The sequence below is a fragment of the Herbaspirillum sp. Her2 genome (genome assembly GCF_057961375.1).
On sequence record NZ_CM176331.1, the window covers coordinates 2,209,345 to 2,229,390 of the forward strand.

21 protein-coding genes, 3 tRNA genes and 1 riboswitch are annotated in these 20,046 nt (G+C 61.0%); of the genes, 3 read left to right on the forward strand and 21 right to left on the reverse strand.

Annotated features, from left to right (window positions below; translation table 11 throughout):
• Positions 1–81 precede the first annotated feature (81 nt).
• The 10 genes from rplT to ACWHXP_RS10045 form a co-directional block, all read right to left on the reverse strand.
• Positions 82–444 (reverse strand): 50S ribosomal protein L20, encoded by a 363-nt coding sequence (gene rplT / locus ACWHXP_RS10000; protein ID WP_006712690.1) that lies wholly within the window; start codon positions 442–444, stop codon positions 82–84.
• Positions 445–469: 25 nt separating this feature from the next.
• Entirely contained in the window at positions 470–667 is a 198-nt protein-coding gene (rpmI, locus tag ACWHXP_RS10005) for a 50S ribosomal protein L35 (protein ID WP_006712688.1), read from the reverse strand.
• Positions 668–963: 296 nt separating this feature from the next.
• On the reverse strand, positions 964–1,485 hold the full coding sequence (infC, locus tag ACWHXP_RS10010; RefSeq protein ID WP_083859511.1) for a translation initiation factor IF-3: 522 nt from the start codon (positions 1,483–1,485) through the stop codon (positions 964–966).
• Between the two features lie 73 nt (positions 1,486–1,558).
• A complete protein-coding gene (gene thrS / locus ACWHXP_RS10015) occupies positions 1,559–3,466 on the reverse strand; it encodes a threonine--tRNA ligase (RefSeq protein WP_039786292.1) in 1,908 nt (635 codons plus the stop codon).
• Between the two features lie 478 nt (positions 3,467–3,944).
• Positions 3,945–4,352 (reverse strand): response regulator, encoded by a 408-nt coding sequence (locus ACWHXP_RS10020; RefSeq protein WP_209580743.1) that lies wholly within the window; start codon positions 4,350–4,352, stop codon positions 3,945–3,947.
• A 336-nt stretch (positions 4,353–4,688) separates the two neighbouring features.
• Positions 4,689–4,765, reverse strand: a tRNA-Val gene (locus ACWHXP_RS10025).
• Positions 4,766–4,870: 105 nt separating this feature from the next.
• Positions 4,871–4,947: transfer RNA gene (locus ACWHXP_RS10030), tRNA-Val, on the reverse strand.
• A 138-nt stretch (positions 4,948–5,085) separates the two neighbouring features.
• Entirely contained in the window at positions 5,086–7,338 is a 2,253-nt protein-coding gene (locus tag ACWHXP_RS10035) for a RelA/SpoT family protein (protein WP_209569113.1), read from the reverse strand.
• A gap of 3 nt (positions 7,339–7,341) precedes the next feature.
• The gene (locus ACWHXP_RS10040) at positions 7,342–7,692 is read right to left on the reverse strand and encodes a RidA family protein (protein ID WP_008328017.1); all 351 of its coding nucleotides are present in this window, start codon (positions 7,690–7,692) and stop codon (positions 7,342–7,344) included.
• A 73-nt stretch (positions 7,693–7,765) separates the two neighbouring features.
• On the reverse strand, positions 7,766–8,632 hold the full coding sequence (locus tag ACWHXP_RS10045; protein WP_134224070.1) for an alpha/beta fold hydrolase: 867 nt from the start codon (positions 8,630–8,632) through the stop codon (positions 7,766–7,768).
• Between the two features lie 16 nt (positions 8,633–8,648).
• On the opposite strand from ACWHXP_RS10045, the gene ACWHXP_RS10050 reads away from it, so the two are divergent.
• Positions 8,649–8,810, forward strand: a complete 162-nt coding sequence (locus tag ACWHXP_RS10050; RefSeq protein ID WP_166675540.1) for a hypothetical protein — start codon at positions 8,649–8,651, stop codon at positions 8,808–8,810.
• A gap of 129 nt (positions 8,811–8,939) precedes the next feature.
• Positions 8,940–9,026, forward strand: a tRNA-Leu gene (locus ACWHXP_RS10055).
• Between the two features lie 112 nt (positions 9,027–9,138).
• On the opposite strand, the gene ACWHXP_RS10060 is transcribed toward ACWHXP_RS10055, so the two are convergent.
• Positions 9,139–9,312 carry a hypothetical protein gene (locus tag ACWHXP_RS10060; protein WP_227022621.1) on the reverse strand — a complete coding sequence of 58 codons (174 nt, stop codon included), beginning with the start codon at positions 9,310–9,312 and terminating at the stop codon, positions 9,139–9,141.
• Positions 9,313–9,640: 328 nt separating this feature from the next.
• On the opposite strand from ACWHXP_RS10060, the gene ACWHXP_RS10065 reads away from it, so the two are divergent.
• Positions 9,641–10,201: a DUF2242 domain-containing protein gene (locus ACWHXP_RS10065; protein ID WP_121039598.1), complete on the forward strand. Its 561-nt coding sequence runs from the start codon at positions 9,641–9,643 to the stop codon at positions 10,199–10,201.
• A gap of 111 nt (positions 10,202–10,312) precedes the next feature.
• Here the strand turns inward: ACWHXP_RS10065 and ACWHXP_RS10070 are convergent, their stop codons facing one another.
• The 10 genes from ACWHXP_RS10070 to ACWHXP_RS10115 form a co-directional block, all read right to left on the reverse strand.
• Positions 10,313–10,621, reverse strand: coding sequence for a hypothetical protein (locus tag ACWHXP_RS10070; RefSeq protein WP_489633924.1), 309 nt, complete (start codon positions 10,619–10,621; stop codon positions 10,313–10,315).
• A 224-nt stretch (positions 10,622–10,845) separates the two neighbouring features.
• On the reverse strand, positions 10,846–11,370 hold the full coding sequence (locus ACWHXP_RS10075; RefSeq protein ID WP_489625327.1) for a 6,7-dimethyl-8-ribityllumazine synthase: 525 nt from the start codon (positions 11,368–11,370) through the stop codon (positions 10,846–10,848).
• An 86-nt stretch (positions 11,371–11,456) separates the two neighbouring features.
• A riboswitch (FMN riboswitch) is annotated at positions 11,457–11,625 on the reverse strand.
• A 100-nt stretch (positions 11,626–11,725) separates the two neighbouring features.
• Entirely contained in the window at positions 11,726–13,366 is a 1,641-nt protein-coding gene (ybaL, locus tag ACWHXP_RS10080) for a YbaL family putative K(+) efflux transporter (protein WP_489633923.1), read from the reverse strand.
• Between the two features lie 202 nt (positions 13,367–13,568).
• A complete protein-coding gene (gene htpX, locus ACWHXP_RS10085; RefSeq protein ID WP_008328006.1) occupies positions 13,569–14,447 on the reverse strand; it encodes a protease HtpX in 879 nt (292 codons plus the stop codon).
• A gap of 147 nt (positions 14,448–14,594) precedes the next feature.
• Positions 14,595–15,026, reverse strand: coding sequence for a hypothetical protein (locus ACWHXP_RS10090; RefSeq protein ID WP_489633922.1), 432 nt, complete (start codon positions 15,024–15,026; stop codon positions 14,595–14,597).
• Between the two features lie 309 nt (positions 15,027–15,335).
• Positions 15,336–16,310 (reverse strand): GGDEF domain-containing protein, encoded by a 975-nt coding sequence (locus ACWHXP_RS10095; RefSeq protein ID WP_489625324.1) that lies wholly within the window; start codon positions 16,308–16,310, stop codon positions 15,336–15,338.
• Positions 16,307–16,930 (reverse strand): chemotaxis protein CheC, encoded by a 624-nt coding sequence (locus ACWHXP_RS10100; protein WP_039786354.1) that lies wholly within the window; start codon positions 16,928–16,930, stop codon positions 16,307–16,309. Before ACWHXP_RS10100 ends, ACWHXP_RS10095 begins: the two co-directional genes overlap by 4 nt.
• Entirely contained in the window at positions 16,927–17,310 is a 384-nt protein-coding gene (locus tag ACWHXP_RS10105; RefSeq protein ID WP_034334120.1) for a response regulator, read from the reverse strand. The genes ACWHXP_RS10100 and ACWHXP_RS10105 overlap by 4 nt, the downstream gene beginning before the upstream one ends.
• Positions 17,311–17,519: 209 nt before the next feature.
• Complete coding sequence (locus tag ACWHXP_RS10110; protein WP_034334124.1) at positions 17,520–17,705, reverse strand: YbdD/YjiX family protein; 186 nt, start codon at positions 17,703–17,705, stop codon at positions 17,520–17,522.
• A gap of 55 nt (positions 17,706–17,760) precedes the next feature.
• Positions 17,761–19,830 carry a carbon starvation CstA family protein gene (locus ACWHXP_RS10115; protein ID WP_039786358.1) on the reverse strand — a complete coding sequence of 690 codons (2,070 nt, stop codon included), beginning with the start codon at positions 19,828–19,830 and terminating at the stop codon, positions 17,761–17,763.
• Positions 19,831–20,046: the final 216 nt, after the last annotated feature.

The following is a 20,046-nucleotide window of genomic DNA, read 5'->3' on the forward strand; positions in this document are numbered from 1 at the left end:
CCCCGCAGGATTTTGCAGCGCCGGCTGCTCGTCTGACTTGCGTCCGATATTGCGGCCGGCTACCGCAAACACGCTGTCGATTTAGGCGGCAGCGATGTTGGCCTTCACCTGGTTGACGATGGCAGCGAAAGCAGCCTTGTCGGTGACAGCCATATCGGCCAGGACCTTACGATCCAGTTCGATCGCAGCCTTCTTCAGGCCGTTCATGAACACGCTGTAGGTCACGCCGTGCGAACGCGCAGCGGCGTTGATACGGGCGATCCACAGTGCGCGGAACACGCGCTTCTTGTTACGACGGTCACGGTACGCGTACTGACCAGCGCGCATGACTGCTTGCTTGGCGATACGGTAGACGTTTTTACGACGGCCGCGGTAACCCTTGGCGAGTGCGAGGACTTTCTTGTGGCGGGCACGTGCTGTTACCCCACGTTTGACTCTAGGCATAGTAGCTCCTTAGTGTATGGTGAGGTTAAGCGAACGGCAGCATCGCGCGAACGGAATTCAGGTTCGTCTCATGGACGCCCTCGGTACCGCGCAGTTGACGCTTGTTCTTGGTGGTCTTCTTGGTCAGGATGTGACGCTTGAAGGCTTGACCGCGCTTGACGGTACCGCCCGGGCGGACGCGAAAACGCTTCTTCGCGCTGCTCTTCGATTTCATCTTAGGCATAGCAACTCTGTCCTTTCGGACAGCTCCATTTTTTGATGATTGCAGGTGGCAGCACGCTCGCTGCTCTTGGATGCCTGCTCTCACTTATTTGACAGCGGGTGAACCCGCTGCTTTTGCCTGACGCAGTTGCCTGCGCCCAGCAAATCCTTTGTCGGCCCTACACTGCCGCCACCGCCTGGATTGCCCTGGCTGCTGCGGCATGGACGACACCGGAGGGATGTCGTCCTGATACGGCTAGACTGAAACTGCGACGTACAACCTGGAAAAACGAAAAATATATAAACGTTATAAACGATTTATTTCTTTTTCTTGGGCGCCAGCACCATGATCATCTGGCGGCCTTCCATCTTGGGAAACTGCTCGACCTGGCCATACGGCTCCAGATCAGCCTTCAGACGCTCCAGCACGCGCATGCCGATTTCCTGGTGAGCCATTTCACGGCCGCGGAAACGCAGCGTGATCTTGGTCTTATCACCCTCTTCCAGGAACTTGGTCAGGTTGCGCAGCTTGATGTTGTAATCGCCATCATCGGTACCCGGACGGAACTTGACTTCCTTGACCTGGATGACCTTCTGCTTGAGCTTGGCCTCGTGTGCCTTCTTCTGCTCCTGGTACTTGAACTTGCCGTAGTCCATCAGACGGCAGACCGGAGGTTGCGCAGTGGGCGCAATCTCGACCAGATCGACTTCAGCCTCTTCGGAAAGCCGTAAGGCTTCGGCCAGGCTGACGATACCCAGAGGCTCGTTGTCGACACCCGAAAGGCGCACTTCCGGTGCAGTGATCTCGCGGTTGAGGCGATGCGACTTGTCAGTAGCTATTGCAGTTTCCTTTTAAAATCCAATGAATTAAGCCGTGCTCTTGCGCTGGGAGGAAGCCCTAGGCTTCCCCGTCTCAGGCTTTGGCGGCCACCTCATCCTTGAGGCGCTCCACCAAGGTGTCGATGGACATCACGCCCAGATCGACATTGCCCCGCGCTCGCACGGCCACAGTGTTTGCATCCCGTTCTTTATCGCCGACAACCAGGATATAGGGCGGCTTCTGAATGGAATGCTGCCGTATTTTATAGGTAATCTTCTCGTTGCGCAAATCGGTCTCGACCCTAAACCCTTGTTTTTTCAGCGTTTGTGCAACGTTCTGCACATAATCCGCCTGCGCATCGGAAATATTCAGGATGACAACCTGCGTTGGCGCCAGCCACAAGGGCATGGCACCGGCGTGGTTTTCGATCAGGATGGCGATGAAGCGCTCCAGCGAGCCAACGATGGCCCGGTGCAACATCACGGGCACCTTGCGGTTGTTGTCTTCGGTGACATACTCCGCCCCCAGGCGCGCCGGCATGGAGAAGTCCACCTGCATGGTGCCGCACTGCCAGGAACGGCCGATCGAATCCTTCAGGTGATACTCGATCTTGGGACCATAGAAAGCCCCTTCGCCCGGCAGCTCTTCCCACTCCGAACCGGAGGCGCGGATGGCTTCACGCAGGGCGTTCTCGGCCTTGTCCCAGACTTCTTCCGCGCCGATGCGCTTTTCCGGACGCAGGGCCAGCTTCACGGCCACTTCCTTGAAACCGAAGCAGTCGTAAACTTCACGCACCACGCGGTTGAAGGCAGCCACTTCTTCCTGGATCTGGTCTTCGGTACAGAAGATGTGACCGTCATCCTGGGTAAAGCCGCGCACGCGCATCATGCCGTGCAGCGCGCCGGAAGGCTCGTTGCGGTGGCACTGGCCGAATTCGCCGTAGCGCAGCGGCAGGTCGCGGTAGCTGTGCAGACCCGAATTGAAAATCTGGATGTGGCCCGGGCAGTTCATGGGCTTCAGGGCATAGGCGCGGTTTTCCGACTCGGTCGTGAACATGTTTTCACGATAGTTCTCCCAGTGGCCGGTCTTTTCCCACAGCGAGCGATCCAGGATCTGCGGCGCCTTCACCTCCTGATAGCCGTTGTCCTGGTAGACGCGGCGCATGTACTGCTCCACTTGCTGCCAGATGGTCCAGCCCTTGGGATGCCAGAAAATCAGGCCCGGGGCCTCATCCTGGAAGTGGAACAGGTCCAGCGCACGGCCCAGCTTGCGGTGGTCGCGCTTTTCAGCCTCTTCCAGCATGTGCAGGTAGGCTTCCTGATCTTCCTTCTTGGCCCAGGCGGTGCCATAGACACGCTGCAGCATCTCGTTGTTGGAATCGCCACGCCAGTAAGCGCCAGCCAGCTTCATCAGCTTGAACACCTTCAGCTTGCCGGTGGACGGCACGTGCGGGCCGCGGCACAGGTCGGTGAAGCTGCCTTCGGTGTACAGCGACACGTCTTCATTCTGCGGAATCGAAGCAATGATCTCGGCCTTGTAAGCTTCGCCGATGGACTTGAAGTAAGCCACGGCCTCATCACGCGGCAGCACCTTGCGGGTAACCGGCTCATCCTTCTTGGCCAGCTCGGCCATTTTCTTTTCGATGGCTTGCAGGTCTTCCGGGGTGAAGGGACGCTTGTACGAGAAGTCGTAATAGAAACCGTTGTCGATGACCGGACCAATGGTGACTTGCGCCTCAGGGAACAGCTCCTTGACCGCATAAGCCAGCAAGTGAGCGGTGGAGTGGCGAATCACCTCCAGACCGTCCGGATCCTTGTCGGTGATGATGGCCAGGTCGGCATCCTTGTCGATCAGATAAGAGGTATCGACCAGCTTGCCATCGACGCGGCCAGCCAGGGCCGCCTTGGCCAGGCCGGTGCCGATGTTGGCGGCGACCTGCGCCACGGTGACCGGGTTGTCGAACTGGCGTTGCGAACCATCGGGAAGACGAACTGAAACCATTGTGCACTCCATGTCGGCAGCCTTGCTGCCTTGCCTGTTGAGGGTAATGTCGAAAAGAAGGACGAAAAAAAACGCGGACCAGCCGCGCTTTTTCAAAAGACGAAAAAGAACCCGACTAGCGTCGCGTGAAAACCTCGGTGGTAGTTCGCGGTGTCATAACCGGTTTGCCTTTCTCGCTCTTACAGATGAGGGGATGAATTCTGGAGGCCGCTGCCGACAAGGACAGATCAGGCCGTGGCCGCGCATTATAGCAAACTTTGCACGGGCATCGTCACCACTCCCGCATGGCACCGCCGGGGACCGCCGTCACCACGGCCCTGCAGGTCGCCGCGACCTCCCGGAAACAGCGATGACAAGCAAACTCCGTCATCTTCGACAGCCGGAAACTGAAGCTTGATCCCCAAACGCAAAACGGCATCCGAGGACGCCGTTGATACGTTCTGGACCAGCTGCACCCAAATCCGGATTCAGCCGCCGATTACGCGTTGGCCATCGTAGCGCGCCGCGCCAGGATCTTTTCGATCTTTTCCTTCAGGGTGGCCGCCGTAAAGGGCTTGACGATATAGCCATCCGCGCCGGACTGCGCCGCCATGACGATGTTTTCCTTCTTGGCTTCGGCCGTGATCATGAGCACCGGCAAGTGCGCCAGAGAAGGCGTTGCGCGGATCTTCTTGAGCAGCGTCAGGCCATCCATGCCCGGCATGTTCCAGTCGGTCAGCACGAAGGTCACCGGCAAGGCACCCGCCTCCAGGATCTTCAGCGCGGAAGAGCCATCATCGGCCTCCACCATCTTGGTGTATTCGAGCTCCTTCAGCAGGCCGCTGACAATGCGACGCATCGTCGAAAAGTCATCAACCACGAGGAAATACTGATCATCTGCTGCCATAGGAAAATTCGCTGAACCGTGAAAATGAGGATTGGAGATGTTGTTGCCGAAAAAATTCGACGCAAGTGTAAAGCATTTTTAGATGCTTCCGCGAAACATCTGGCACATTCCTTCATGCGATGCGCTTTTTTACACCTGCGATTGACCCTTCGCAAAGCCAGGCGCGCAGCCGAAGCGAGATCAGCGTCAGCTGCAGTCAGAACACAGGAAAGGTGGAATGAAGTGAAAGAAAAGGAAGGCAGAAAAACAAAAAGGAAGCCGCCAATGCGCTTCCTTTTGTTGATTTCTGCAGTTTTCTTCAACCAACCCCTTTACCCCATCAGGAAGCAAACGAATTGGTAGGCACGATTGGACTCGAACCAACGACCCCTACCATGTCAAGGTAGTGCTCTAACCAGCTGAGCTACGCGCCTATCGAAGACTGCAAGAACTTGATAAAACAAAAAAGGAAGCCGAGAACGCGCCTCCTTTTGTTTGCTTCGCCCCAACTCACCCGCTCCGAATGGAACCAGAAGAATTGGTAGGCACGATTGGACTCGAACCAACGACCCCTACCATGTCAAGGTAGTGCTCTAACCAGCTGAGCTACGCGCCTAACGAAGAAGCGAGAGTATAGGAGGCTTTTCAAAATTTGCCAAGGGGTAAATGATGAAAAATTAAAAATAGTTAGCATATTTCGCCAAGCATCCAGCCTCCCTGCCCTCCCCTGACTGCACTAGCGGACGCCCGAGCATTACTGCCGCTTGGCCTCGATCACACCCTTGACCTCGCGAATCACCGTAAGCGCTTTCTGCAGTTGCTCGGTCGAGCCGATCTCGGCGGTAAAGGCCATGCGCGCATGTCCCTTCACGCTTTGCGTGCTCACCCCGATCACGTTGATCTTGTCGCGCAGGAAGATATCGGAGATATCGCGCAGCAAACCTTGGCGATCGCTGGCTAGCACGAAGATGTCGACCGGATACACGGTATCGCGGGCCGGTGCGCCCCAAGTGGTCTGGATCACCCGTTCCGGCGCATGCAAGCTCATCTCGGCGAAGTTCTTGCAGTTGACCCGATGGATGGACACCCCCTTGCCGCGCGTGACAAAGCCGGCGATCACATCCGGCGGTGCCGGCTTGCAGCAGCGCGCCAGCTGGGTCAGCAGGCCATCGGTACCGACCACCAGTACGCCCGACTTGGCGCCCTGCACGATGCTCGATGCACGGCTCTTGCGCGTGATGAGGGCTTCATCATCGATCTCTGGCTTCTTTTCCTCGCCCTGATGCAGCGCCTGCTCCACATGCCGCAGGCTGAATTCTTCCTTGGCCAGTGCCAGGCACAGGTCATCGACCTTGGCGAAGCCCAGCTTCTGGGCCAGCTCTTCGAGGTTGACGGCGGTCTTGCCTTCGCGCTGCAAGGTCTTTTCCAGCAAGCCGCGCCCGACGGAAAGCGTCTCCTGCTGCTCAATGGCATTGAACCAGGCGCGGATCTTGGAGCGCGTACGCGAACTGGCCGTGTAATCGGCACTGAGCCAGTCGCGCGACGGCCCCACACCGGGACCGCTCTTGGCCGTGATGATCTCGACTGTCTGGCCGTTCTTGAGCGTGGTGTTCAGCGGCACCATCACGCCATCCACCCGCGCCCCGCGGCAGCGGTGGCCGACATCGCTGTGCAGGTGATAGGCAAAGTCGATCGGCGTGGCGCCGCTGGGCAATTCGATCACGCGCGCCTGCGGTGTCAGTACATAAATGCGCTCGTCCAGCGTGGCCGACTTGAGCTTCTGCACCCAATCGCGGCGTACTTCTTCCTGGTCCACCACGGCATCGGTGACTTCGTTCTTCCAGGCCAGCAGCTGACGCAGCCAGGCGATCTTCTCGTCATATTTCTGCGCCGAGAAATTGGAGCCGCCGCTTTCCTTGTAGCGCCAGTGTGCCGCCACGCCGTATTCGGCGAAGTGGTGCATTTCGTGCGTACGGATCTGCACTTCCAGCGCCCGGCCATCTTCGGCCATGACCACCGTGTGCAGGGACTGGTAACCGTTCTGTTTGGGACGCGAGATGTAGTCGTCGAACTCTTCGGGAATCGGCGTCCAGATGTTGTGCACGATGCCCAGCACTGAATAACAAGTCTTCACATCATCAACGATGACGCGGAAGGCTCGCACATCGTAGAGCTCGGAGAAATCGATGGACTTGCCACGCATCTTGTTCCAGATGCTGTAGATGTGCTTGGGCCGGCCGCTGACCTCGGCGCGGATATCCTGCGCCGCCATCTCGGTGCGCAGGCGCGTGATCGCGTTGGCCACGAAGGCTTCGCGCTCCAGCCGCTTTTCTTCCAGCATCTTGGCGATGCGCTTGTAGGTCACCGGCTCCAGGAAACGGAAGGACAGGTCTTCCAGTTCCCACTTCAGTTGCCAGATGCCCAGCCGGTTGGCCAGCGGCGCGTAGAGATCGAAGGTCTGGCGCGCATACTGGGCGCTGGCTTCGTTCTCCTGCTTGGTCTCGGCGAAGTAGCGCAGCGTGGCAACGCGCGAGGCCAGGCGCACCAGCACCGCGCGCATGTCGGTGGCCATGGCCAGCAGCATCTTGCGCAGGGTTTCCACCTGGGCGGCGGCCTGCTGGGCAGCGTTCTTGCCGCGCAAAACTTCCTGGTTCTGCGGCTGGAAGCTCAGGCTGTGAAAACGCATCAGCTGGCGCACATTGCCCACCAGCTCGGCGATTTCCTTGCCGAAGCGTTCTTCCAGCTTTTCTTCCAGCTCGGGATGCAGCATCTGGGCTTCGAAGGCCAGCCCGGCGATGCGGGTGGCGGCATCGACATTGAGTGCCGTCAGCACGGTGGCCACCGAGACCGCGAATTGCAGTGCATTCTGCCCGGACAGGATCTGCCTGTCGGCATACAGCGGCTCGAGTTCGGCCAGCGCCTGCTCGACCCGTGCGACATCGTCAGGACCGAGGCCGGCGGTAATGGCCGCCAGGCCTTCGCCCTGGGTACTTGCAACCGAAACCATAAATTACTTCTGTGCAGCGACGATGATGATTTCCACCAGCAGTTCAGGACGGGCCAGCTTGGCTTCGACGGTGGCGCGCGGGGGCGCATTGCCGGGGGCGACCCACTCGTCCCAGACGGCGTTCATGCCAGCGAAGTCCTTCACGTCAGAGAGGAAAATCTGGCACGACAGGATCTTGGTCTTGTCGCTGCCGGCTTCAGCCAGCAGGCGGTCGATGTGACCCAGCACTTCGCGGGTCTGGCCTTCGATGTTCTGGGTGGCGTCTTCGGCGATCTGGCCGGCCAGGTAGACGGTACCGTTGTGAATGGCGACTTCGGAGAGACGCTTGCCGACGTGCAGACGTTGTACGGACATGAAATTTCCTTCCTAGTAAAACCCGGCGGCAATGCGCGCCGGTGATGAAAAACGTAATCGGATCGGGAGCCGCTCAGCCCAGCAGGAACTGGCGCGCCACCTCGATCTGCGGGGCATGCATGAAGGTGGGAGCGTGCCCCACGTCGGGCAGTTCCACCAGTTTGGCCTTGGGGCCGCGACGGGTCATCTCCTGTGCCACTTCCGGCAGCAGCAGGTCGGACTGGGCGCCGCGTACCACCAGGGTCGGACAGCGGATGGCGTCATAAGCTGCCCACAGCATCTGTTCGGCCGCGCTGGCGGCTTCCGGCGTGGTCAGCTTGAAGGGGACCGCCAGGCCCAGGTCGTAATGGCGCACCCACTTGCCCTCTTCATTCTGGCGCAGCACATCCTTGGCCAGCTTGTGCCATTCTTCATCGCTGTGCTGACCGAAACTGACGGAAATGGTACGGATGAACTGGGCGGCCTCCTCGAAGGTATCGAAGCGCACGTCCTGGCCGATGTAGTCGCCGATGCGCGCCAGGGCGGCACCGTTGATCGAAGGGCCGATGTCGTTGAGCACCAGGCGGCGGATGGGATTGCCCGGCAGCGAGGCCAGGCCCATGCCGATCAGGCCACCCATGGAGGTACCGAACCAGTCGACGATCTCGGCATCGGCGCGTGCCAGCAGGGTCACCATGTCGCTCACGTATTGCGGGACCGTGTAAAACTGCGGATTGGCCAGCCGTCCGGAACGGCCGCGTCCGACCACATCCGGGCAGATCACGCGATAGGTATCGCAGAGCTCGCGGGCCATGCGGTCGAAATCGTCGGAGACCCGGGTGACACCGTGCACGCACACCAGCACATTGGGATTGCGCGCATCGCCCCACTCCTTGTAGGCCATGGTATGCAGGCCGGCGGGCGAAATGCACTGCACTGTCTTGACTACCGCTTCAGTCATGGTGAGGGCCTTCCAGATGAAAGAAGTCGTCATTCTACCCTTTCAAGACAGCTTGTCGGCCGGAAATGGCACCCTGGAACAGGAGGGAATGCTGTCTGCCGAAGGTAAACGACGCGACGGACGCGCCGGCCTCCGTCGCAAGAAAAATTCAGAAATTTCCGCAGGAAAAAACAAATGATGCGGCGCAAGTCGCTGCTATAATGCGTCCCTTTTCCGGCGGCCCTCGCCGGCATCGCGGCAGCACAGGCGATGACCAAGACAGTTCAGCCAGCCCACCTGCGTGCGGCATGGCGACGACTGCGAGACCGGGGGTATGGTGAAATTGGTAGACACAAGGGACTTAAAATCCCTCGGCCGCAAGGCCGTGTCGGTTCGATTCCGACTACCCCCACCACTTGATTCAAAAGAGATGAAGAGTAAGGCAACGGGACACGGAAGTGTCCTTTTTGTGTTGGACTTGACCAAGTGCGCCAGCCAGGTCAGCCGACAGTGCCGGGGCCCGGCCGTCAGCGCTTGAGCAACTCCAGCGCATCCTCCGCCACGCTGCGCAGATTGGTGATGGTGGCATTGAGGTCGGCCAGCTCGGCCGGGGTGGGCGGCTGGTCCATGCCGTTCTTGACCAGCGAGGCCTTGATGATCGTTGCGGCCATCTGCCACGCAGCCTTATTGTGTGCGTCCACCAGCTCCTTCTGGATGCGCTCCAATTCCGCTTTTTGATTTTTATCCATGTTCCTTGACGAGGCCGTTTGCGAATGTGCACGGCTTGCCGCGCAGATTCATGATCGTCCCGATGGAAGACCACTCCCTAGAATTTCCTAACATTACTTTCAGTCAGGCAATTCGACAAGTGATTTTACCTTCATGGCGCCGCCCTGCGCGCGTCTTCATTGACTGTTCTCATCAGGTGATACTTCATCTGTTACGGATCTTTACCATCCGCCCAAACTCTGTACCAGCTGAATCCTTTACAATTCACGCCACCCCTCACTGTTGCTGGAGATCCGCTGCATGCCGCGCCCGCGTTTTTCTGTCCCGTTTTTCGTCATCACTGCCGCCACGCTGGGCCTGACCGCCTGCACCACCGGCAAGACCGCCTTCTATCATCAGGAGGAATTCAACGATACCAGCGCCTTCTCGCGCAGCTTCCCCGGCAGTGAAAAAGCCGTCTGCGAAGCCGCCCGCCGCGCCTTGCTGGGCCAGGGCTACGTCATCAGCAAGTCCACCGACAACACCCTGGATGGCAACAAGAGCTTCCAACCCGCCAGCGACAAACACATGGAAATCGCCTTCCACGTGGTCTGCGCCTCCAATGGCAACGGTAAAAGCTCGACCATGTTCGCCAGTGCCACCCAGGATGGCTACGGCATCAAGAAGAGCAACAGCTCGGCCAGCCTGGGCGTGAGCGTGTTGGGGTCGGTGTCGATGCCCTTTGCCGCCAGCGATGATTCAATGGTGCGCGTCTCCAGCGAAACCATCCGCTCGCCGGACTTCTACGATCGCTTTTTCGGCGCGGCCGAGCGCTATCTGCTGGTGGATGTCGATGACGACACCGCACCGGCGAAGAAATGAGGGATGCCTGATTTCAGCAGTGCACGATAGCAGAGCGTTGAATGAACGCGTTGTAGGAACGAAAAAATGGCGGCCTTCAAGCCGCCATTTTTCTTGCCTGCTGCCCGGGGATCAACGACCCCAGTAGCCGTAGCCCGGAGGCGGACGGTGCCAGTGACGATGATGGCCGCGATGGTAATACTCGCGCTCCACATACACCGGGGCCGGTGAGTAATAGACCGGTGCCGGGCGCACATACACCGGCGGCGGCGGGGCATAGACCGGGGCCGGCTGCACGTACACAGGCTGCGGAGCCACGTAAGCCGGGACGCCGATATTGACGCCGATGGAGACATGCCCGGCCATGGCCGGTGCTGCGGACAGACCGGCAACGGCAGCAAAGACAGCCATGCCGGCAATCAGGGAAATCGACTTTTTCACGATAGCTCCTCGTTGTTCTGAATGACGTAGCGTGACTATATCCCCCGAATCCTGACAACTCTAGGCGAAAGCCGTAAGGGTTGTAAGCAAATGCTTCACAAATGTTAATCACAATGTGAAGCAAAATTTGCCCACTTCCGCGCCCGGCGGGCGTTACCGACGGATCGCCCGAAATCGCTGCTTCAGCCGCCTGCATCAGAAGCGCAGACGGCCGGGGCCGGGCCTCAGGCCGCGTTCAGGCTGCGCTGCGCAGCATCGGCTGCGCGGACTTCCGCCAGCTTGGCGACCGTGGTGGCGCAAGCGTGCGCGGCTTCACGTCCCTTGACCAGGAAATGCTGGTGGAAGTAATCGTGATGCTCGCCGTGCGAGTGGAAGTGATGCGGGGTCAGCACGGCCGAGAAGACCGGCACTTCGGTCTCCAGCTGCACCTGCATCAGCGCCGAGATGACCGATTGCGCCACGAAGTCATGACGGTAGATGCCACCATCGACCACCAGGCCGCTGGCGACGATGCCGGCATACTTGCCGGTCTTGGCCAGGACCTTGGCGTGCAGGGGGATTTCGAAGGCACCGGGCAGTTCGAAGAAATCGATGCTGGAGGTGGGCCAGCCCAGCTTGGCCATTTCCTCGGTGAAGGCAATGCGGCACTGGTCGACGATGTCCTTGTGCCAGCTGGCCTGGACGAAGGCGATACGTTGACCGTGGTGGGAAGGGACGGCAGACAGATGCGATTGATGCGATTGCGACATGGTTCAGGACTCCTGTTCGATGAATAAACAGGGCGTGGGAATGCGCGGCCGCTCGCACCGCCAAAAAAGCGGCACGACACGGGACATCCCGTTCTCTTTCATCCGGACTATGACCGTCGGCCCCGGAATCACACCGGGTCTGCTGACCCCGGCTCGTCGTGGCGACAGGCCGGGCGCTCGCGGGCTACACGCAACACCGCCAGGTGCCGCCTGATTACCGCCGGTGGGGAGTTTCACCCCGCCCCGAGAACTTGTTGCCGCGCAGCGGACAAAGAGTCCGCCGCAACAGCAGCCGCGACTTTAGCACGTGAACAAAAATGCTGCAGGCGCGCAGCGCAAATCCGCTCGGCCGGCGTCAGGCACCCTGCCCCACCGACTCCAGCATGCCGCGGGCGATTTCGCGCTCGCCCATGATGACGCGCTGGGCACCATGCTTTTCCAGGTGCTCGATCTCGGCATCGGAATGGGCGCGCGCCACTACCTTCAGGCCGGCATTGAGTTCCAGTGCATTTTCGATCACCTGCCCGGCCTCGAACACTTCCGGTATCGCCACCAGCAGCCAACGTGCGCGCTCCACAGCGGCGGCCTTGAGCAGCTCGCTCTGGGCGGCATTGCCGTACAGCGCCGGCACACCATCCTGGCGCAATGCATCCAGATGTTCGCGCTGCGCCTCGATCACCACGAAAGGCTTGCCCTGCGCACGCAACTGCTCGCCGATGCCCCGGCCGACCCGGCCGTAGCCGACCAGCACCACGTGATCCTGCAGGTCGACCGTGGGCGGTACATCCTGCACCTCGGCAGGTTCGGCGTGGCGCGCCTCGTAGCGATCCAGCAGCGAGAACAGCAAGGGATTGATCAGGATCGACAGGATGGCGCCGCCCAGGATCAGGTCGCGCGCCATCGGCGAGAGCAGGTCCAGCGACAGGCCGAGTGTGGCCAGGATGAAAGAAAATTCACCAATCTGCGCCAGGCTGGCGGAAATGGTCAGCGCCGTCGAATTCGGGTGACCGAATGCGCGCACGATCAGCCAGGCGGCCAGCGACTTGCCGACCACGATGATGAGCACGGTGGCCACCACCAGCAGCGGTTCACGCACCAGGATCGACGGATCGAACAGCATGCCCACCGAGACGAAGAACAGCACGGAGAAGGCATCGCGCAGCGGCAGCGATTCTTCGGCGGCACGGTGGCTCAGTTCGGATTCCGACAGGATCATGCCGGCGAAGAAGGCCCCCAGCGCGAAGGACACCCCGAACACATAAGCCGACCCCAGCGCAAAGCCCAGCGCGATGGCCAGCACGGCCAGGCGGAACAGTTCACGCGAGCCGGTATCGGCGATGCGCTCCAGGATCCACGGAATGACGCGGCGCCCGACGATGAGCATCACCGCCACGAAGGCCACCACCTTGCCCAGCGTCAGCCCCAGGGTCAGCAGCACGGCATTGCCGGAGAGTGCCTCGCCCTTGCCGCCCAGGATGCCGGAGAGCGCCGGAATCAGTACCAGCGCCAGCACCATGGCAATGTCCTCGACGATGAGCCAGCCCACGGCGATGCGGCCGCGCTGGGTTTCCACCAGGCGGCGTTCCTGGAGTGCCTTCAACAGCACCACGGTACTGGCCACCGACAGCGCCAGGCCGAACAGGAAGCCCTCGCCGAACGGCCAGCCCAGCAGCCAGCCCAGGCCCATGCCGAGCAAGGTGGCAATGGCGATCTGGGCCACGGCGCCGGGGATGGCGATGTTCTTGACCGAGAGCAGGTCCTTCAGCGAAAAGTGCAGACCAACACCGAACATCAGCAGGATCACCCCGATCTCGGCCAGTTCCTGGGCCAGGTCGGCATCGCCGACGAAGCCGGGCGTGAACGGGCCGATGGCGATACCGGCCACCAGGTAGCCGATCAGCGGCGGCATTTTCAAGCGATGGGCCAGGGTCCCGAAGATGAAGGCCAGGACCAGGCCTCCGACAATGGTGGCGATCAGGGGAGTGTGATGGGGCATCAGTCAGGGTTCCTTTCTAAGGTGGATGAATTTGTTGGAGATGACTGTGTCACTGGCTGCCGGCCGGCTGCATGCCTGCGCGCAAACGCAGGCACGAACCTTCACAAAGACTAACACGCGCATGAATACGCGGGCATGACAGCCACGCAGGCGCCGTCGATGGCGGGCCGCACTTGGCGCGGTACGGCCCGCCACCTGGGCATCAGCGTGCGGCCTGCAGGGCGGCGATGCGCGACTCCAGCGGCGGGTGGCTGGAGAACAGGCCCAGCCAGGATTCACGGCCGGAGATGCCGGAAGCCTGCAGGTTCTGCGGCAGGCCGTCGGACTGCAAGCCGCCCAGGCGACGCAGCGCATTCATCATCGGCACCTTGGAACCCATCAGGGCTGCGGCACCGGCGTCGGCGCGGTATTCGCGCTGGCGCGAGAAGTACATCACGATGATGCTGGCCAGGATGCCGAAGACGATTTCACAGACGAACACGGTCACCATGTAGCCGATGCCGGGGCCGCTGTTTTCTTCGTTGTTCCTGCGCAGGAAAGAGTCGACGAAGTAGCCGACGATGCGCGCGAAGAACATCACGAAGGTATTGACCACGCCCTGGATCAGGGTCAGCGTGACCATGTCGCCGTTGGCGATGTGGGCCACTTCGTGGGCCAGCACGGCTTCCACTTCTTCCTTGGTCATGCCTTGCAGCAGGCCGGTGGAGACCGCCACCAGCGAATTGCTCTTGCTGGCACCGGTGGCAAAGGCGTTGGGCGGGCCGTCATAGACCGCCACTTCCGGCATGGGCAGCTGGGCACGGGTGGCCAGGGTCTGGACGGTTTGCAACAGCCACAGTTCGGTGGAATTCTGCGGCTGCTCGATCACGCGCGCCCCGGTGGACCACTTGGCGATGGTCTTGGACATGAACAGCGAAATGAAGGAGCCGCCAAACCCCATCAGGCCGCAGAACACCAGCAGCATGCCGAAGTTGAGGCCGTTGGCAGTGAGGTAACGGTTCACGCCGAGCAGGCTGGCGGTGAAGCTCAAGACCAGCATCACGGCCAGGTTGGTGACGAGGAACAGAACGATGCGTTTCATGGTTTTTCCTGATGGACAAAAGTGTGCCGTGCGCACGCGGCGGCACGGCGGGTCAAACGATGGGTTCAGTACAGAGCAGCGCGCTGGCGCACGAAGCGGCAACCGCGCCTGCGCCCTGCCCCGCGGCAGGTGCGCATGTGGCGGGGCTTATGCCAACGGAGGAGGACGCAACTGGTCGCGCAGGTAGGACGACCAGCTCAGGCTTGCCGGAAAGGCGTGGGGAAAAGGAAACCAGTGCAGTCCGGGCGTGGCGATGGCCGGCGGCAAGGCCGGATCTTCCAGCTCGCCCTGGGCGCTGGGTTGGTCATCGTCATCGATGCCAGCGGGTTGATCATCGCCGGACAGGCTGCCCGATGCGAGAAGGTCGGCAGGTAGATGCAGGGCCGCAGAAACCGCAGCAGAAACCGCGCAATGATGCGCAGCCGCCGGGTCCTGCGCATGCGCATGCGCATGCAGCTGCATCGGCGCGGCGACCTGCAACTGCTCGCGCAACTGTTCACGCAGCTGTACCTCTCCCGTGGCTGCCAGCAATTGCAGCGGGATCAGCAGAGTCAGCAGCAGGAGCAGCAGTCGGCGCATCAAACCCTTGGTGAACGAAAAAGTGGACAAAAACCATGTGTGCCACGAAGATCAGGCAGCGGCCTTTTGTCAGGCCATTGTCAGCATGAACGGATGCGCATTATACGCAAAATTGCCAGCCCGCCCTGCCCGCCTGTTCCCCCCGGAAAACCAAGCCCTCCGGCAAGTTATCCACAAAAACTGTGAACAAGCCTGTTGATAAGCACACTGACCATTTCAGACATGCTTGCTCAGCAAGGGTTTCCTATAAATTGCCCTTGTTTTACACAAAAGTGAAGAAATTTCCACAAGGCATGCCCACAGGCCGAATCAGTCGGTCGCTACCACCTTGTTGCGCCCGCCCAGCTTGGCGCGGTACAGCGCGGCGTCGGCTGCCGACATGAGCAGACGTCCATCCATCCCCTCCGGCACTGCACGTGTGCACACGCCGACACTGATGGTCACGCGGTGCGCCACCAGTGACTTGGCATGGGGCTCGGCGAGGCCGTACACGGTCTCGCGCAGGGCTTCGGCGACCTCGGCGGCCTGACCAGGCGACAGGCCTTCCATCAGCAGGATGAATTCTTCACCGCCATAGCGCGCCAGCAGATCACCGGGCCGCTGCAACTGCCCCTGCAGGGCCGCTGCCACACGCTTGAGGACCTGGTCGCCTGGTCCATGGCCATAGTGGTCGTTGTACTGCTTGAAGAAATCGACGTCGACCATGAACAGCGACAGCGTCCCGCCCGACTGTCCCACGCGGTGCAAGGTCTGGGCGTAATGTTCATCGAAATGCCGGCGATTGTGAATGCCGGTGAGGCCATCGGTGCCGACCTGGCGCTTGAGCACATCGGAATGCGACTGCAGCATCTTCTCGCGGCGTACCGAGTTGCTGGCATCGCTGATCTGGATCAGGCACAGGCGCTCGCCCTCGGGGCTGTCGAGGGGCGTGAGCACCACCGACTGCACCATGCGGGCCGGTGCGGCCAGCGGACCTGCCGCCGGGGCTGCCCCATGATCCGGATAAAGCGGCAACGGTGCCCGGTGCAGCGCGCTGGAGAGAACGGCCGGCAAGCCGTAGCCCAGCGTGTTGTCGATGGCCCGCAGCAGCGCCGGCGAGACGCGCTCGTCAAACACGTGTTCGAAGCGTGCGTCCAGCGCCTGGTCCGCGGGCACGCGGCTGTGGCGCGCCACCCAAGCATTCCAGAGCAGAATGTGCAGTCCGGCGTCCAGCATGATGAGCCCGCCATGCAGCTGGTCGAGCACGTCCTCGGCGCGAAAGCGGGGTACCACGGCGGTGCTCATGCCAGACCGATCTTGCCCAGGTAACGCTGCACATGCTCCACCAGCGCGTGCAGCGAGGAGGAGCTGAGCAGGAAAATAAGATGGCCGTCAGTCTGATGCTTCTCGATCACCAGGTCGATGTGCAGCACCAGCACATAGCTCTCATCGCCCTGCGCGCTCGCCAGCCGCGCCGAGATATCGTCGGGCGACGACACCAGATACTGCGGGAGCGAACTGTTGAGGGTGATTTCCAGCATGTCGGCCATGGCCGAGAGGCAGGCATTGAGGATGATGTTGCCCAATTCGCACATGGCTTCGCGCTCGAACTCGGCGAGCTCGTCCAGGCTCATCTGCGAGCCCATCATGTCGCGCACGATGGACAGCGCACGATCCTCGGTGAACAGCAGCACCGCTTCCGCATCGAAGGGGCCATCGAAATTCTGGCTCACCGTGGCAAAGCGCCCGCGCGTGCGCGGCAGCACCTGTTCGTCAATGGCACCCGAACGCAGCACTTCCACCGAGGGCACCGACAGTCTTACTTCGTCGCCGACGATTTCGGACAGGCTCTGCGCTGCACGTCCGGCACCCACGTTGAAGATTTCAGTGAGGGCGTCGCGTTCGATCTCGTTGAGGATGCTCACAGCGGGCCCCGGAAATGCAGCAGGGCCTGGCCGATCGATTTTTCCGTGACCGGCTTGGCGACGAACAGCGCCCCCAGTTGCTGGGCACGGGTCTGCACGGCTTCCTGGATGTTGGCCGAGAAGATGGCGATGCGTACCGACGGATGCGCCTGCAGAATCTGCGCGGCGGCATCGGTGCCCAGCATGCCGGGCATGTTGATGTCCATCGTGCAGTAGTCGGGCACGGATTGCCCGACCAGGGCAATGGCCTCTTCGCCGGTGCCGGCTTCCATCACTTGCCAGTCCGGGTGGACGGCCAGCACGTTGGCCTTGATCACCATGCGCGAGACCTTGCTGTCGTCGACAATGAGAAGGGTCTTGCCGCTATCGTTGCTTGCCATCTTGAATCACCTTGAACATCAAAAAACTGAAGAATGCTGACGTCTTGTCATGCGTTCAAAAATGATAAGTCAAAAGCAACATCCTTCGTATGAGGGAATTCCTGATAAGAAATAACCTGCATCATGGAAACGCCATAAAAAAAGAGACCCGAAGATCTCTTTCTCATTGGCCTCGGTGGCAGTTCTGGCCAGCGGGAAAACGGTGTATTTCAACAGCACCGCCCCACCCGCCCCTTGCCGCCATAGCGCGCTTCCTGCCGCTCGCGGAAGAACTCTTCATAGGTCATCACGCAGTGATCCGGGTGAGCCGCTTTCATGTGCGCCACATAGGTGTCGTATTCGGGCATGCCCACCATCAGGTTCAGCGTGCGGCCGACCTGGCGCCGCCAGGCCATCAGTTGCGCCAGGGCGCCAGGTTTGCTCATGCTGTTCTCCTTGATGCAAAAAGCTTCATTGCGGGGCTACTGCACTGGCGGGCAACGCTTCGTAGGCCGATTCCTTGACGCTGGGCTGGTGCGCCGCACGTGCCTTGAGCACGGTACGGATGCCGAACACCAGCACGCTCACCACCACCAGCATGAACATCGCGGCCAGGCCGGCATCGACGTAGTCGTTGAAAATCACCTGGCGCATTTGCTCGATGGACTTGGCCGGGGCCAGCAGCTTGCCTTCATCCAGCGCTGCCTGGTACTTCTGCGCATGCGCCAGGAAGCCCACGCGCGGATTGGCATCGAACACCTTCTGCCAGCCGGCGGTCAGGGTGCAGATCAGCAGCCAGGTAGTAGGCACCACGGTGACCCAGGCGAAGCGGTCGCGCTTCATCTTGAACAGCACGCAGGTCGCCAGGATCAGGGCAATACCGGCCAGCATCTGGTTGGAGATGCCGAACAGCGGCCACAGGGTATTGATGCCACCCAGCGGATCGACCACGCCCTGGTACAGGAAGTAACCCCAGCCGGTCACGCACAGGCCGGTGGCGATCAGACTGGCGGCCCACGAGTCGGTACGCTTCATCGGCGGGATGAACGCGCCCAGCAGATCTTGCAGCATGAAGCGGCCGGCACGGGTACCGGCATCCACGGCAGTGAGGATGAACAGCGCTTCGAACAGGATGGCGAAGTGGTACCAGAAGGCCATCATGGCTTCCCCCGTCACACCGGAGAGAATCTGGGCCATGCCCACGGCCAGTGTAGGCGCGCCGCCGGCGCGCGAGATGATGGTGTGTTCACCCACGGCCTGGGCGGTGTGGGTCAGCATCTCGGGGGTGATGTGGAAGCCCCATTGCGAGATCACCTGGGCCACGTTCTCGGGCGTGGTGCCAATCAGCGCAGCGGGACTGTTCATGGCGAAGTAGATGCCCGGCTCGATGCAGGACGCCGCGATCAGCGCCATGATGGCCACGAAGGATTCCATCAGCATCGCGCCATAGCCGATGAAGCGGGCGTGCTTCTCGTTTTCCAGCAGCTTGGGGGTAGTGCCAGACGAAATCAGCGCATGGAAGCCCGAGACCGCACCGCAGGCGATGGTGATGAACAGGAACGGGAACAGCGAACCCGACCACACCGGACCACTGCCGTCGATGAAGCGGGTCACCGCATGCATCTTCAGGTGCGGGGCGATGAAGATGATGCCCAGCGCCAGCGCCACGATGGTGCCGATCTTCAGGAAGGTGGACAGGTAATCGCGCGGTGCCAGCAGCAGCCACACGGGCAGCACCGAGGCGACAAAGCCGTAGCCGATCAGCATCCAGGTCAGCTGCTTGCCGTTGAAGGTGAACATCTGTCCCAGCACGGCATGTTCCTGCACATACTGGCCACCGACGATGGCCAGCATCAGCAGCACGAAGCCGATCCACGAGACTTCACCGATGCGGCCCGGACGGATGTAGCGTGAATACACGCCCATGAAGAGTGCAATGGGAATGGTCGCGGCCACGGTGAAGGTGCCCCACGGCGACTCGGCCAGGGCCTTGACCACGATCAGCGCCAGCACCGCCAGGATGATGACCATGATCATGAAGGCGCCGAAGAGCGCAATCACGCCCGGCACCTGGCCCAGCTCGGACTTGATCAGGTCGCCCAGCGAGCGGCCGTCGCGGCGGGTGGAGATGAACAGCACCATGAAGTCCTGCACGGCACCGGCAAAGACCACGCCAGCCAGGATCCACAGCATGCCCGGCAGATAACCCATCTGCGCGGCCAGCACCGGGCCCACCAGCGGACCGGCGCCGGCGATGGCGGCGAAGTGGTGGCCGAACAGCACGTACTTGTTGGTGGGCACGTAGTCCAGGCCATCGTTGAACTTGTAGGCCGGCGTCATGCGTGCGCCATCCAGGCCCAGCACGCGCTCGGCGATGAATTTGCTGTAGAAGCGATAGGCGATCAGGTAGACGCACACCGAGGCCACGACCAGCCAGACGGCATTGATCGATTCGCCGCGCTGCAATGCGACGTAGGCGCAGGCCCCGGCGCCGCCCAGGGCGACAGCCAGCCAGCCCAGTCTGGAAACCAAGCGGTTCATTGTTCTCCTCCTTGCGGATATGAATTGTTGTGGGAAATCTTGTTGTCGTCAGTGCGTCCCCGTCCGGGTCCACGTGAATGAAACCGATTGAACGGACGCACTGCGCAGGATGCCCGCCAGTATCGGCATGCCCCTCCTGCCCCACAAGCGCAGCACTACGCAGAGCCGCTACGTAGAATTACGCAGGGTGAAAGGATTTTCTTTCGGGGTGATAAG

Coding starts and splice junctions, on each gene's coding strand:
- ACWHXP_RS10075 (WP_489625327.1), bottom strand. CDS start 11,370: ATGTCGCAATCGCATCAATCGCATCTGTCTGCCGTCCCTTCCCACCAC.
- ACWHXP_RS10105 (WP_034334120.1), bottom strand. CDS start 17,310: ATGGCAAGCAACGATAGCGGCAAGACCCTTCTCATTGTCGACGACAGC.
- ACWHXP_RS10065 (WP_121039598.1), top strand. CDS start 9,641: ATGCCGCGCCCGCGTTTTTCTGTCCCGTTTTTCGTCATCACTGCCGCC.
- ACWHXP_RS10045 (WP_134224070.1), bottom strand. CDS start 8,632: ATGACTGAAGCGGTAGTCAAGACAGTGCAGTGCATTTCGCCCGCCGGC.
- ACWHXP_RS10035 (WP_209569113.1), bottom strand. CDS start 7,338: ATGGTTTCGGTTGCAAGTACCCAGGGCGAAGGCCTGGCGGCCATTACC.
- thrS (WP_039786292.1), bottom strand. CDS start 3,466: ATGGTTTCAGTTCGTCTTCCCGATGGTTCGCAACGCCAGTTCGACAAC.
- ACWHXP_RS10110 (WP_034334124.1), bottom strand. CDS start 17,705: ATGGCCTGGCGGCGCCAGGTCGGCCGCACGCTGAACCTGATGGTGGGC.
- ACWHXP_RS10040 (WP_008328017.1), bottom strand. CDS start 7,692: ATGTCCGTACAACGTCTGCACGTCGGCAAGCGTCTCTCCGAAGTCGCC.
- ACWHXP_RS10095 (WP_489625324.1), bottom strand. CDS start 16,310: ATGAGCACCGCCGTGGTACCCCGCTTTCGCGCCGAGGACGTGCTCGAC.
- ACWHXP_RS10020 (WP_209580743.1), bottom strand. CDS start 4,352: ATGGCAGCAGATGATCAGTATTTCCTCGTGGTTGATGACTTTTCGACG.
- rplT (WP_006712690.1), bottom strand. CDS start 444: ATGCCTAGAGTCAAACGTGGGGTAACAGCACGTGCCCGCCACAAGAAA.
- ACWHXP_RS10050 (WP_166675540.1), top strand. CDS start 8,649: ATGAAAGAAGTCGTCATTCTACCCTTTCAAGACAGCTTGTCGGCCGGA.
- ybaL (WP_489633923.1), bottom strand. CDS start 13,366: ATGCCCCATCACACTCCCCTGATCGCCACCATTGTCGGAGGCCTGGTC.
- rpmI (WP_006712688.1), bottom strand. CDS start 667: ATGCCTAAGATGAAATCGAAGAGCAGCGCGAAGAAGCGTTTTCGCGTC.
- htpX (WP_008328006.1), bottom strand. CDS start 14,447: ATGAAACGCATCGTTCTGTTCCTCGTCACCAACCTGGCCGTGATGCTG.
- ACWHXP_RS10115 (WP_039786358.1), bottom strand. CDS start 19,830: ATGAACCGCTTGGTTTCCAGACTGGGCTGGCTGGCTGTCGCCCTGGGC.
- ACWHXP_RS10090 (WP_489633922.1), bottom strand. CDS start 15,026: ATGCGCCGACTGCTGCTCCTGCTGCTGACTCTGCTGATCCCGCTGCAA.